Genomic DNA, 13,593 nt, shown 5'->3' on the forward strand with positions numbered 1-13,593 from the left:
CATTACGCATCAGTCTGATCAGTTTCCGGTGGAGCTCATCGGTACCGGTACGTGTAATCAGCATGGGGTGCAGACCGAATGCCTGAAGATGGCAGCTTACATTCAGGGGAGCGCCCCCCATTACCGGACCATCGGGAAAAATATCAGCGAGTGCCTCGCCGAACAGAATTACATGTTGTCGTGCAAGTGTGTTGTAGAGGTCAGTAGACATGGTGACGAGAATTTCTGCCGGTAGTTACCATGTGTTTCAGGACGGCTATCCATATAAAAGAGGGTATGAACAGCTGCAGAAACAGGCAGAAAACAAGCGCCGGAAGTTGTATTTCCGGCCGGGTGCTTTTTATTCTGGCATGGATGGCGGATATGCGCAAAGAATCATCGGAAAAAAGGTAAAACTGATGGTTTCACGTGATGGATACGCTGTTTTTATTTCACTGCAGCCGGCTGCGGGTAAAAATGATCGCCATGGGCAGCATGGTGAGGGAAATGACAGCCAGTGGCCAGAGGTTGGCAAGAACATCCCGGGGTGGCAGGGCCTTGAGAAAGCAGCCTTCGACAATTACCAGAAAATGGGTGAGCGGGATGGCTTGAGACAGCCATTGCAGCAGCAGCGGCATGTTTTCCACCGGGGTGGCGAAGCCGGAGATCAACACGGTGGGCACGCCGATGACGAATCCGCCCAGAATAGCCTGCTGTTGTGTCATGCTGATAGCGGAAATCACCAGGCCAATGCCGACTGCCGACAGGATAAACAGGATGAGCCCGATCAGTAACAGTCCGAATGATCCGGTAAAGGGAATACGGAAAAACCAGATGGCCATGCTGATCATCAGGAAGGCGAGCAGGGAGCTGATGACCAGTGCCGGCAGTGATTTGGATAAAACAATTTCCAGCGTGGAAGCCGGGGATACCAGCAGTTGATCGAAAGTGCCCAGTTCGCGCTCCCGGGCAATGGAAAGGGCGGTGATCATGAGCGCACTGAAAAAGGCGAGCGTGCCGGTCAGGCCGGGCACCATGAACCAGAGATAAACCAGGTTGGGGTTGAACCAGTGGCGTACAACCACAGATGTTTCCGGCAGTGGAACGGGGTCGGCTGTCAGGCGAATATTCTTGGCGATAGTGGAGAGATAGCCAACAACAATCTGTCCGGAATTGCTGCGCCGGCCATCAACCAGCACCTGGATATGGCCACTTCCTTCAATCGCAACCGTACGCGAAAAATCAGCAGGAATAGCGATGGCGGCAATCACTTTGCCTTGTGCCAGTTGCTCCCGTAACGCTGCGTTGCTGTGGACATGGTGCACCTGCGCAATGAACCGGGCGGCTTCCAGATGCCATATCACTTCCTGTGCTTCCCGTCCTGTGTCCTGGTTATACACGGCAATATCAACATTGCGCACTTCCAGTGTGGCGGCATAAGCAAATATCAGCAGCTGTAACAATGGTGGCACAAACACCACCACCCGGTTGCGCGGATCACGCAGAATACAGAGCAGTTCCTTGATGAACTGGGCATACAAACGGGTAAAAACAACGCGGAAATGTGGATAAGTCATGATCGTTACTCCAGACTTTTACGGGTGTGGCGCTGCGCGATCAGAAAAAATACCAGGCCGATGGCTGCCATACCGATCAGATCGGGGATAAAAACGCTCCAGACATCGCCTGCCAGAAACACCGTTTTCAGTGAAGAAACGAAATAACGTGCCGGAATCAGCCAGGTAATGGCCCGTACGGGGGCAGGCATGGCATCGATTTCAAACAGGAAACCGGACAGCATGAATGCGGGCAGATAGCCGGAAAACAGAGCCAGCTGTGAAGCCAGGAACTGGTTGCGTGTCAGTGACGAAATCAGTAACCCTTGACCCAGTGCCGGGATCATGAAAACAGCAGAAAGTACCAGTAATGCAGGCAGAGAGCCGCGCAGCGGGACATCAAACAGGAATATGGCCAGTGTTGCCGCCGTCAGGGTGGATAACATGCCGAGCACGAAATACGGCAGCAGCTTGCCGGTCAGAATTTCCGGCACGGATGCCGGGGTGGACAAAATAACTTCCATTGTGCCGCGCTCCCATTCGCGCGCGACCACCAGCGCCGTCAGCAGCGTGCCGATAATGGTCATGATGATGGCAATGGCGCCCGGTACCAGCGCACGCCGGCTGGCCAGTTCAGGGTTGAACCAGTAACGCGGCTCCAGCCGGACAGCCGGTGCTGACATGGTTTCGGCAAAACCGGCTGCCCAGGTCTGTATCACGCCCTGCGTGTAGTTGGCGACAAAATCAGCTGTATTGGGCTGTGAACCATCCGTGATGATCTGTACCAGCGGTTGGCCTGTTTTTGCAAAATGCCGTTCAAAATCCTGTGGAATGACGACGTAGCCGCGCAATTCGCCGCTCACCAGTTTTTCGGCAATTTCGCGACGATCATGCGCGTAGGTTACCTCCAGATAAAGGGTGCCGGAAAATGCCTCTGCCAGCGTGCGTGCAGTTGCTCCCGGAGATTCCAGTACGACACCGATGCGCACATGGCGCACATCCAGCGATACCGCGTAGGCAAACAGGAACAGCAGAATCAGCGGTAAAACCAGGGCGATCAGCAGCGTTGACGGATCACGCATGGCCTGCAGGCTTTCCTTGCGTACCAGTGCCAGAAAGCGCGCCAGATCAAAATGACGCACTGTTACAGGTTTCCGGCCGGATGTGCGGTTCATGTTTCCGCCTCATCAGTAAGCGCTGATGTTTCTATCAGATGAATAAACGCATCTTCCATGGTTGGATCGGAGCGGCTGGTACTGGCAGCGTCCTGTTTGAGCGCATCCGGTGTATCCAGTGCAATCAGGCGTGCGCGGTAGAGTATTGCCACACGATCGCAATATTCGGCTTCATCCATAAAATGGGTGGTCACCATGACGGTTACGCCTTTGCGTGCCAGGCCATTGATATGTGTCCAGAATTCACGCCGTGTAATCGGATCCACTCCTGAGGTCGGTTCGTCCAGAAACAGTACCGGCGGGCGGTGCATCAGCGCACAGGCCAGTGCCAGGCGCTGTTTATGCCCCAGTGGCAGTGAGCCGGGTGCGGCGGACAGCCAGTTACGCAGATCAAAGATACTGATCATTTCTTCGATGCGTTCGCGCCGGGTGGCATTGTCCAGTCCATACACACCGGCGGAAAATTCCAGATTCTGCCGTACTGAAAGCAGATCATAGAGTGAAAATTTTTGTGCCATGTACCCCAGCTGTGCTTTGGCGGTACCGGGTGCCCGACGCAGATCCAGCCCGACCACGTGTGCCTCGCCACTGGTGGGTTTGAGCAATCCGCACAGCATTTTGAATGTGGTGGATTTACCGGCACCATTCGGGCCGAGCAAACCGAAAATCTCGCCTTTGCGTACTTCAAAGCTGACATTGTCAGTTGCAACAAAATTACCAAAGCGTTTGGTCAGGTTGTGGCAGGAAACCGCCGTATCAGTCGCTAGTTCGACAGGTGGCAGATGTTCGGCCAGTGCAGAAGTGCCGCCTGGCCCGCCGCCCAGCAGGTCGATAAATGCATCCTCAAACCGTGCCGGGACAGGCAGCAGTTGTGTTCCGGTTCGCTCAGCCAGTGCCTGGATTTGTCCGGGGGATGAGCCGGCACGCAACACCAGGCGCACACTGGCACCTTGAATAACACCATCACTGACACTCTCCAGATCCAGTGCTTCAGCCAGTACAGCGCGGCGCTGCGCACCAACCGCTTCCAGACGGAAACTGCGATTAGTGAGGTGACGGGTCAATTCTCCCGGTGGACCATCAAAAGCAAGTTGCCCCTGGTTGAGCAGCAGTACGCTGTCGCAGCGCTCGGCTTCATCCAGATAGGCTGTAGACCAGACAACGGCCATGCCTTCGCCGGTTAATTCCTGCACCATGCGCCACAGATCCTGCCGGCTGACCGGATCGACACCGACACTGGGTTCATCCAGCAGCAGTACTTCAGGGCGTGCCATCAGTGCACAGGCCAGTCCCAGTTTTTGTTTCATACCGCCAGAAAGATTGCCGGCCAGCCGTCGGGTAAAAGGGGCCAGGCGGGTGAAATCGAGCAGTCGGGTAAACAGATCCGTATGCCGGCCGGTATCCATACCGCGCAGTTGTGCCTGCAGATGCATGTTCTCCATCACCGTCAGATCTTCATACAAACCAAAGCGCTGGGGCATGTAGCCGCTGACCACGTGAATGGCGTCATTGTCTGTTACTGTATCGAAGCCGGCCAGCGTGGCATGACCGGTATCGGGTTTGAGCAAGCCCGTCAGAATACGCAGCAGGGTGGTTTTACCTGCACCATCCGGGCCGACCAGTCCGGTCAGGCGACCGTAGAAAATTCTGGCGCTCAGATTGCGCAGTGCATGTACATTGCCAAAAGATTTGCTGAGCTGACGGATAACAACGGCTGCATTGTCAGATGGGGCAGCAGTAGCAACAGGTAAATCTGCTGCAGCATGCATATCAGGAACCTTCGGCGGACAGATCGGCTGTCGGTCGGGTGTCCACTTCCACTGTGACCGGCATGCCCTGGCGCAACGCCGGATCAGCATCGTTCACCACAATTCGCAGGCGATAAACCAGATCCGTACGCAGCTCGATGGTTTCCACTGTTTTGGGAGTGAATTCAGCGCGGGGAGAAATAAAACCGATCTGGCCATGGTAGGTTTTTCCCGAGGAATCGCTGCGTATCTGAACGGATGTGCCGGGCGCAATACGGCCCAGCACGGTTTCGCTGATGTAGGCGCGCACGTACACCGGATGATCAAGGCTCAGGTTGTAGACGGCATTCTGGCTGGTCACCATGCTGCCGGGTTCGCGGATACGCGCAATAATCGTGCCATCACCGGGGGCAAAAAGCCTGGTATCCGCCAAAGCCGTCGCTGCCTGATCCTGCGCCGCAATGGCTGCCGCCAGCTGGGCTTCAGCCGCTGCGATGTCTTCCTTGCGAAATCCTTCTTCTGCCTGGGATAAAGCCGCTCTGGCTGCCTTGACGCCGGCAACAGCCTGGTCGCGTGCGGCACGGGCGCTATCCATATCCTGCTGGCTGCTGGCTCTGGAAGGCAGCAATTTGTGCACTCGCACGTAATCGCGCTCGGCCCGGTGTGCAAGTGCCTGCGCCTGTTTGAGGGCTTCCCGTGCCTGGGTGATTTCCTGCGGACGCAGGCCGCGATGCATTTTGGCCAGCCCGGCACGTGCCACCTGCACAGCGGCCCGGGCAGCGGCCAATGCTTCCTGATACGGTTGCGCATCCAGTGTGGCCACCCATGTGCCGGCAGCAACAAAATCACCTTCATCGAATAAAACCTGCTCAAGCCGTCCCGGTTGCCGAAAAGCCAGCTGTACTTCCCGGATATCCACATTACCGTACAGATACAGCAGACTCTCGTCCTGGCCGGTACGCTGTATCCACGCAAAGACAGCACTGCCTGCAACGAGCAGCGTAATCATGAAGACCAGAAGCGGTTTCATGGCATGTGATAATTTGTCATATTGTCTACTCCACCTCGCGCAGCTGCGATTTAGAAGAAAATACGCTGTTACCAGCCTAACCGCAAAAACAGACTGCTGCAAGAGAAGGTGGGGAAAGAAGACGGAGCAGGGGAAAGAAACAGAAACCCCCTGAATTGGACGATGATTTTGAACAGGATAATAATTGCGATGACTATCTATAATTACCGCGTAAAAACCAGTGACGGGCAGGAAAAATCACTCAGCGATTATCAGGGTAAAGTTTTACTGATTGTGAACACTGCCAGCCAGTGCGGCTTTACGCCACAGTATCAGGGACTGGAAATGCTTTATCGCCGTTATCAGGATCAGGGGCTGGTTGTGCTCGCTTTTCCCTGCAACCAGTTTGGTCATCAGGAACCCGGCAGTGACCCTGAAATCCAGGCATTTTGCACCACCCGTTATGATGTCAGCTTTCCGGTATTTGCGAAGATGGAAGTGAATGGTGACCATGCTGATCCGCTCTACCGGTTTCTGAAGGATGAAAAGCCGGGTGTACTTGGCTCCAGAGGTATCAAATGGAATTTCACCAAATTTCTGGTAAACCGTTCCGGCCAGGTCGTCAGGCGTTACGCTCCGATGGATAAGCCGGAATCACTGGCCGGTGACATTGAACAGCTGCTGTAACCCGTTTACCTGATGCAGATGTCAGCTTCTGCCGCAATTCGCCCGGAAAACCGGTTTTAGCAGTGTCCTAAAGCTCATTCTGGATACGCTTATACCCCTGCACCAGCGTATTGTTGGTTCTGGCCACATCTTCCGAAAATTCTGAAGCCTGCGGAGAAACCTTGGGAATGGAAGATAAATCCGTGCGCGGCCCGATTCTTTGTGTGGAAGGCACATAAAAGCCTGCCGGCAGATCACAGCCGTCGACCACAGCGTTATGTCGCACAACACATTTTTCACCAATTGTGCAGTTGAACAGCACACTGTTGAATCCGATGAATACATCCGGGCCAACAATGCACGGCCCGTGCACAATCGCCCGGTGCGCAATCGAGGTGCGTTCCCCGATCGTCACTGCCGCACCTGATTTGGAATGGATCACCACGCCATCCTGGATGTTGGAATGGGCACCGACGATGATTGGTTCCATGTTTCCGTTTTCATCTACCTCATCCGCCCGGATCACAGCATAGGGGCCGATAAATACATTTTCATGCACCACCACCCGACCACACAGAATGGCAGTGGGATCGACAAAAGAACTGGCGTGGACAAGCGGCTGATCGCCTCTGGGGTTTTTTCTGATCATGATGATTTTTGAATACGGTTATAAATTGCAATGCGCATCTGTCTGTAACTGTGGTGTAAAAACCAACGGCGGGCAAGGATAAACTATCCGGGTGATAACGATGGTGAAATTTTACAGCCGGCCGTATTGCCGCCTGTCTGCCGGATCAGCACGGCGGGGTGGCTTCGTAAAGATACAGTTACTTTCGCCGTTGTGAGACTGTCGGGTTGAAATAATCCGGAAATTTTCAGCAGGCCGGTTTTACTAATCTCTGAATCTGATGGAGAATTCCTTTTTAACCACAAAATCGTGTTGTCACTTTATTACCCGATTATTACCAAATGGCAAAACTGTTATTCAGGCTGCGTAATGTGCCGGAAGATGAAATAGAGGAAGTTCATGCGCTGCTGAATGAGCATCAGATTGATTTTTATGAGACTTCAGCAGGTAACTGGGGAATCTCGATGCCGGCACTGTGGGTGCGTGATGAAATACAGTATCCGCAGGCGAGGGCATTGCTGGATGCCTATCAGGCAGATCGCAGTGTGCGGATACGTGCGGAATATGCCCGTCTGAAACAGGCCGGCAGGCATCAGACAGTTTTCTCCCGCTTTCGGGAGAATCCATTTGCTTTTATAGCTTACCTTTTTGTCGTGTATGCACTGGTGTATCTGCCCTTCAAATTTATCAGCGAGCTGGCCAAACAGTAAAATCGGCGCTTTGCTTCCGGCTTTCTTCTACCAGATAACCTTCCAAATTGAACAGCACGCTTAAACTGATTTCAGCATTTCTGCTGGGAGGGGCAACAGTTCCCGGTTTCGCCCCTTTTGACTGTTATCCGGTTCCTGTTATAACACTGGCGCTGCTTGCCCTGCTCTGGCGCAAGAGTAAAACACCATTTCAGGCGGCACTGACCGGATTTGCTTTTGGTATGGGATTGTTTGGTGCCGGCGTAACCTGGCTTTACGTCAGTCTGCATGATTTCGGTCATATGGAACCTGCACTGGCGGTACTGGCGCTGATTGTGCTGTGTGCTTATCTGGCACTGTTTCCCGCACTGACCGGGTGGATTGTTACGCTGCGCTGTTTTCGCACCTCCCCGGCCTGGCCGGGAATGGTGGCAGCCCTTTGGGCGCTGACGGAATGGCTGCGTGGTACGCTGTTTACCGGTTTTCCATGGCTGACAATCGGTTATTCACAGGCACCAGACAGCCCGCTGGCTGGTTTTGCTCCGGTGACAGGGGTATACGGCATATCGTTGCTGCTGATGCTGAGTGCAGCCTGGCTGGCCTGCTGGCTGGAAAACAGGTGGAACGGCCGTTTCTGGGCAGGGTTGAGTCTTGTCTGGATTACCGGTTTGGGGTTGCAGCAGATCCACTGGACCGAGCCGGAAGGTGAGCCGGTGACGGTCAGCCTGTTGCAGGGCAATATCCCGCAAAATAAAAAATGGCAGCCGGAACATCTGGCGGCAACCATGCAGGCGTATGCCCGGCTGGTACAGGAAAGTTCAGGCAGACTGATCGTTACACCGGAGATCTCGTTCCCGCTGTTTTACGAACAGGCACCACCGGATTTTCTGTCGCTGCTGGCTGAACAGGCCCGTTCCCGTCAGGGGGATGTACTGATCGGCATGGTGGAGCGCGCGCCGGACAGCGACAGTTATTACAACTCCATGTTCAGTTTTGGTACTGCGCCGGAACAGAACTACCGCAAATATCATCTGGTTCCGTTTGGGGAATATATTCCGCTCAAACCGGTGTTTGGCTGGATTATTGACGTGCTGCACATCCCGTTATCCGATTTTTCGCGTGGCAGACTGGATCAGCAGCCGCTGAATCTGGCCGGGCAGCGTGTAGCCATCAATATCTGCTACGAGGATGTATTTGGTGAGGAAATCATCCTGCAGCTGCCGCAGGCCAGTCTGCTGGTCAACGTCAGTAATGATGCCTGGTTTGGCCGTTCGATCGGCCCCCGGCAGCATTTACAGATTTCACAGATGCGCGCACTGGAAACAGGCCGTTATATGCTGCGGGCGACCAATACCGGTGTTACCGCCATTATTGATGAGCAGGGCAGGGTGCTGGAACAGCTGGAGATGTTTACTACGGCCGGTTTGAACGGCACTGCGCAGGGTTTCAGTGGTGCCACGCCTTATGTCCGTTTCGGTAACCGCCTCCTGTTTGTCATAGCCGGTCTGCTGCTTCTGATCAGTATTCCGGCGGCGTTTTTCGGTCGGGATAAAACGCTGTAAAATGAGCCCGGCTCATTAAAACCGGATCACATTATTTTTAAACCGTTTTCAGGTTATTTTTACGTCGTTTTTACGCCGTCACACTATGCCCAAACCCACTTTTCAGGAAATTATCCTCACGCTTCAGCAATACTGGGCCCGGCAGGGTTGTGCGTTACTGCAACCTTACGATATGGAGGTTGGTGCCGGCACCAGCCATACCGCCACTTTCCTGCGTGCCATCGGGCCGGAACCCTGGCGCGCCGCTTATGTGCAGCCTTCCCGTCGCCCCAAAGATGGCCGCTATGGCGATAATCCCAATCGCCTGCAGCATTACTACCAGTTTCAGGTAGTGCTGAAACCGGCACCGCGCGATATTCTGGAGTTGTATTTTCATTCGTTACAGGTACTGGGTCTGGATTTGCAGCAGAATGATGTGCGTCTGGTGGAAGACGACTGGGAAAATCCCACGCTTGGGGCCTGGGGGTTGGGCTGGGAAGTCTGGCTGAATGGCATGGAAGTGACCCAGTTCACCTATTTTCAGCAGGTGGGTGGAATTAACTGCCGTCCGATCACAGGAGAAATCACTTACGGGCTGGAGCGGCTGGCCATGTATCTGCAGGGAGTGGAAAACGTGTTTGATCTGACCTGGACGGATGGGCTGACCTATGGTGATGTTTATCACCAGAACGAAGTGGAGCAGTCCACTTACAATTTTGAGCACAGTGATACCGGATTTTTGCTGCTCTCCTTTGGCAGACTGGAAGAACAGGCCAACCGGCTGATTGACGCACAGCTGGCGCTGCCTGCGTATGAACAGGTGCTGAAGGCCGCACATACTTTCAATCTGCTGGATGCACGCGGTGCAATTTCAGTGACCGAACGGGCGGCCTACATCGGCCGTATCCGCAATCTGTCACGCCGGGTGGCACAAGCCTATTACGATAGCCGCCTGCGTTTGCAACCGCCGTTTCCACTGGCGCCGCGCGAATGGGTTACTCAAACACTGGATCAGGCGGAGTCTGCGTAATGACCGAAAATCTGTTAATTGAACTGTTGACTGAAGAACTGCCACCCAAATCACTGGATAAGCTGGGTAATGCGTTTGCCGCATCCATTGCCGACAGTCTGAAAAACCAGGCGCTCTCCACAGCAGATACCGTAGTCACAGCGTTTGCCTCACCCCGGCGACTGGCTGTACATCTGACAGCTGTTCCTGCACAGGCACCGGATCAAACCGTAGCGCTCAGGTTGATGCCAGTTGCAGTCGGGTTGGACGCGCAGGGCCAGCCGACGCCTGCGCTGCAAAAAAAACTGGCAGCACTGGGGCTGGGGGAGATTACCGCTACAGCACTCAGACGGGTGCAGGAAGGCAAAGCGGAAATGCTGTTCCTGGAACAGAACGTCACCGGAATCCTGCTGGCAGCCGGATTGCAAAAGGCGGTGGATGAGGCGGTCCGCCAGCTGCCGGTTCCCAAAGTGATGACTTATCAGCTTGATGACGGCTGGGAGAATGTCCATTTTGTGCGACCGGTGCACGGACTGGTTGCGCTGCACGGGCAGCAGATCGTACCAGTCCGGGCTTTCGGGTTTGTTGCCGGAAGAACCACCAGAGGGCATCGTTTTGAAGCCAGGCAGGCAATCCTGGAAATTGACCATGCCGATCATTACGCTGCTTTGCTGGAAACGGAAGGGGCTGTGATTCCGGGTTTCAGCCAGCGCCGTCACCGTATCAGAGAAGGGCTGGAAGCGGCAGCCGGTGCGGTACAGCTGCAATGTCTCAACGATGAGGCATTGCTGGATGAAGTGACTGCACTGGTTGAGCATCCCAACATCCTGATGGGAACATTCCCGGCGGATTTTCTGGAAGTGCCGCAGGAATGCCTGATCTCGACCATGAAGATTAATCAGAAATATTTTCCGCTGCTGGATAGTGATGGAAAACTGACCCACCACTTTCTGATCGTCTCCAACATTACCCCGGCTGATCCGGGGCAGATCATCTCGGGTAATGAACGGGTGATTCGCTCGCGGCTGGCGGATGCCAGATTTTTCTTCGATCACGACCGTAAACGGACACTGGCTTCGCGCCTGCCGGATCTGGACAGGGTGATTTACCACCACCAGCTGGGTTCACAGGGTGAACGTACCCGTTATGTACGTGCACTGGCGAGAATCATCGGGCAATTGTTGGGTGACAGCAATTTGTCCGCACAGGCAGATCAGGCTGCAATGCTGGCCAAAGCAGATCTGCTGACCGATATGGTTGGGGAATTTCCCGAGCTGCAGGGCATCATGGGGCGCTATTACGCCCGGCTTGAAGGTATGGATGAAACCATTGCCTTTGCTATTGAGGATCACTACAAACCGCGCTTTGCCGGAGATGTCCTGCCGCGCAGCATGACGGGAATCTGCGTGGCGCTGGCAGACAAGCTGGAAACGCTGATCAGCCTGTTCAGCATAGGTCAGCTGCCAACGGGCGATAAAGACCCGTACGCCCTGCGGCGGCATGCGCTGGGTGTTATCCGTATCCTGATCGAAAAAGATCTGCCGGTCGGGCTGGACGTGCTGATTTCGCGCGCAGCGGATGTGCTGCAGGATGCGACCATTGGAGATCAGGGGGCAGGTACGAATCATGCCCGCCCGGTAACACCGGCACTGGTACAGCAGCTGCAGGATTTCTTCTACGACCGCCTTGCCGGTAGCCTGCGCGATCAGGGCTATACCGTTCAGGAAGTGGACGCTGTTCTGAATCTGCGGCCTTCACTGCTGTGTGAAATCCCCCGGCGGCTGGCTGCGGTGCGTGCATTTGCCGCTCTGCCCGAGGCAGCCAGTCTGGCGGCAGCCAATAAACGGGTCGGCAATATCCTCAAAAAATCGGCATTTGATGCCACCATTGGAATTGATGAAACCTGTTTGCAGGCCCCGGCCGAGATTGCCCTGTATCGTGCGTTATCTGCAATAGAAACGGATACCCGGCATGCTTTTCAGAAAGGGGATTATGTGACTGCCCTGCAAATTCTGGCTGCCCTGAAAGCGCCGGTTGATACTTTTTTCGATCAGGTAATGGTGAATGATGAAAATGAGGCACTGCGCCGCAATCGCCTGGCGCTGCTGATTGCTTTGCAGGTAACGATGAATCGCGTCGCCGATATTTCCCGGCTGGCTGCCTGATGAATTTCAGAACAGACTGTTAATGAAGCTGATTATTCTCGACCAGAACGGTGTGATCAATCAGGGAAGCGATACCTGTATCAAAACACCTGATGAATGGAAACCCATTCCAGGCAGCTTGCAGGCGATTGCACGGCTGACTCATGCCGGTTATCGGGTAGTGACCGCAACCAACCAGTCCGGAATCGGGCGCAGTCTGATTGACATGACGACTTTCAATGCAATCAACGACAAAATGATCCGTGCAGTACAACAGGCAGGCGGACGGATTGATTCCCTGTTTTTCTGTCCGCATACACAGCATGACAAATGCACCTGCCGCAAGCCGGGGATTGGCATGTTCAGAGAAATCCGGCAGCGCTACGGTATTGAACTCAGTCAGGTACCCGCTGTGGGCGATTCCCTGCGTGATCTGCAGGCGGCTGCCAAAGCGGGTGCGATTCCGGTACTGGTACTGACCGGCAAGGGCCGGACAACACAGATAAGCGGTGATTTGCCTGCAGGGACACAAATTTACCCGAATCTTGCCGCTGTGGCAGATCACCTCGAAATGCAGGTATTGTAATGGCTGGATTACGTTCCCTGATTTATCTGCTGCTGCAGGCGATCATTACTCCGCCATATGCGCTGTTTGCACTGATGTGTTTTCCGCTGCCCCCTCATTCCCGCTATCAGGTTACCTACGGCTGGACCCGGCTGATGCTGTTCATGCTGCGCACCATCTGCGGGCTGCGTTACGAGGTGCTGGGACGGGAGAATATCCCGGATCAGCCGTCGATCATCCTTTCCAAGCACCAGTCTGCCTGGGAAACACTGGCGCTGCAGCAGATTTTTCCACCACAAGTGTGGGTGCTGAAAAAAGAGCTGTTGCGTATTCCATTCTTTGGCTGGGGGCTCGCCATGACCAGCCCGATCGCGATCGACCGCAGTGCCGGTAAAGCAGCGCTGGAGCAGATCGTGGAACAGGGAAAAGAACGGTTGCAGCAAAATTTCTGGATCGTTGTTTTTCCGGAAGGAACACGTATTCCACCGGGTAAAAAAGGCAAATACCGTATCGGTGGCGCCTGGCTGGCGGTACATACCGGTGCGCTGGTTGTACCGGTAGCGCATAACGCCGGTGAATTCTGGGGCAGAAACGCCTTCATCAAATATCCCGGCACCATCACGCTGAGTATCGGCCGGCCAATCGACCCAAACGGGCGCGAAGCTGCTGAACTGATGGCACAGGCGGAAACCTGGATCGAGGCCGAAACCGCACGCATCAGCCGATCGGCAGGGCCAGCCGGATAGCCGCACAGCAACCTCAGGTTTTCTCTCCTCTCCCACTGATTGAAATAACCTGCCTTCGCTGCCACAGGCAGGGGTATTATTTAATCAGCATTGTTTGACCGGATTCAAGCCACCCGGCTCCGATAGAAAACAAGGTGA

12 protein-coding genes and 1 pseudogene are annotated in these 13,593 nt (G+C 54.6%); 7 read left to right on the forward strand and 6 right to left on the reverse strand.

Going from position 1 to position 13,593, the window contains the following annotated elements; genetic code table 11:
• The 5 genes and pseudogenes from IT527_RS00165 to hlyD form a co-directional block, all read right to left on the reverse strand.
• Positions 1-211 (reverse strand): annotated as a pseudogene (locus tag IT527_RS00165) (carbohydrate kinase); the annotation flags it as partial.
• Between the two features lie 220 nt (positions 212-431).
• The gene (locus tag IT527_RS00170; RefSeq protein WP_292964893.1) at positions 432-1,556 is read right to left on the reverse strand and encodes an ABC transporter permease; all 1,125 of its coding nucleotides are present in this window, start codon (positions 1,554-1,556) and stop codon (positions 432-434) included.
• Positions 1,557-1,561: 5 nt separating this feature from the next.
• Complete coding sequence (locus IT527_RS00175; protein WP_292964896.1) at positions 1,562-2,710, reverse strand: ABC transporter permease; 1,149 nt, start codon at positions 2,708-2,710, stop codon at positions 1,562-1,564.
• Entirely contained in the window at positions 2,707-4,479 is a 1,773-nt protein-coding gene (locus IT527_RS00180; protein WP_292964898.1) for an ATP-binding cassette domain-containing protein, read from the reverse strand. Before IT527_RS00180 ends, IT527_RS00175 begins: the two co-directional genes overlap by 4 nt.
• A 1-nt stretch (position 4,480) precedes the next feature.
• Positions 4,481-5,488 carry a secretion protein HlyD gene (gene hlyD, locus IT527_RS00185; protein ID WP_292964901.1) on the reverse strand — a complete coding sequence of 336 codons (1,008 nt, stop codon included), beginning with the start codon at positions 5,486-5,488 and terminating at the stop codon, positions 4,481-4,483.
• A gap of 189 nt (positions 5,489-5,677) precedes the next feature.
• Here hlyD and IT527_RS00190 point away from each other — a divergent pair, with 189 nt between their 5' ends.
• Positions 5,678-6,154, forward strand: coding sequence for a glutathione peroxidase (locus IT527_RS00190; RefSeq protein WP_292964903.1), 477 nt, complete (start codon positions 5,678-5,680; stop codon positions 6,152-6,154).
• Positions 6,155-6,221: 67 nt separating this feature from the next.
• On the opposite strand, the gene IT527_RS00195 is transcribed toward IT527_RS00190, so the two are convergent.
• Positions 6,222-6,782, reverse strand: coding sequence for a carbonate dehydratase (locus IT527_RS00195; protein ID WP_292964905.1), 561 nt, complete (start codon positions 6,780-6,782; stop codon positions 6,222-6,224).
• A 320-nt stretch (positions 6,783-7,102) separates the two neighbouring features.
• Between IT527_RS00195 and IT527_RS00200 the strand changes: the two genes are divergently transcribed.
• The 6 genes from IT527_RS00200 (at position 7,103) to IT527_RS00225 (ending at position 13,455) form a co-directional block, all read left to right on the forward strand.
• Positions 7,103-7,471, forward strand: coding sequence for a DUF6164 family protein (locus tag IT527_RS00200; RefSeq protein ID WP_292964907.1), 369 nt, complete (start codon positions 7,103-7,105; stop codon positions 7,469-7,471).
• A 47-nt stretch (positions 7,472-7,518) separates the two neighbouring features.
• Positions 7,519-9,012: an apolipoprotein N-acyltransferase gene (gene lnt, locus IT527_RS00205; protein WP_292964909.1), complete on the forward strand. Its 1,494-nt coding sequence runs from the start codon at positions 7,519-7,521 to the stop codon at positions 9,010-9,012.
• An 85-nt stretch (positions 9,013-9,097) separates the two neighbouring features.
• Positions 9,098-10,021 carry a glycine--tRNA ligase subunit alpha gene (locus tag IT527_RS00210; RefSeq protein ID WP_292964911.1) on the forward strand — a complete coding sequence of 308 codons (924 nt, stop codon included), beginning with the start codon at positions 9,098-9,100 and terminating at the stop codon, positions 10,019-10,021.
• Positions 10,021-12,165 (forward strand): glycine--tRNA ligase subunit beta, encoded by a 2,145-nt coding sequence (glyS, locus tag IT527_RS00215; RefSeq protein ID WP_292964914.1) that lies wholly within the window; start codon positions 10,021-10,023, stop codon positions 12,163-12,165. The genes IT527_RS00210 and glyS overlap by 1 nt, the downstream gene beginning before the upstream one ends.
• 22 nt (positions 12,166-12,187) lie before the next feature.
• Positions 12,188-12,730 (forward strand): D-glycero-beta-D-manno-heptose 1,7-bisphosphate 7-phosphatase, encoded by a 543-nt coding sequence (gene gmhB, locus IT527_RS00220; RefSeq protein ID WP_292964917.1) that lies wholly within the window; start codon positions 12,188-12,190, stop codon positions 12,728-12,730.
• Entirely contained in the window at positions 12,730-13,455 is a 726-nt protein-coding gene (locus tag IT527_RS00225) for a lysophospholipid acyltransferase family protein (protein ID WP_292964920.1), read from the forward strand. Before gmhB ends, IT527_RS00225 begins: the two co-directional genes overlap by 1 nt.
• The last annotated feature ends 138 nt before the right edge of the window (positions 13,456-13,593 follow it).

The organism is Nitrosomonas sp. (genome assembly GCF_020852615.1).
Classification (GTDB): domain Bacteria; phylum Pseudomonadota; class Gammaproteobacteria; order Burkholderiales; family Nitrosomonadaceae; genus Nitrosomonas.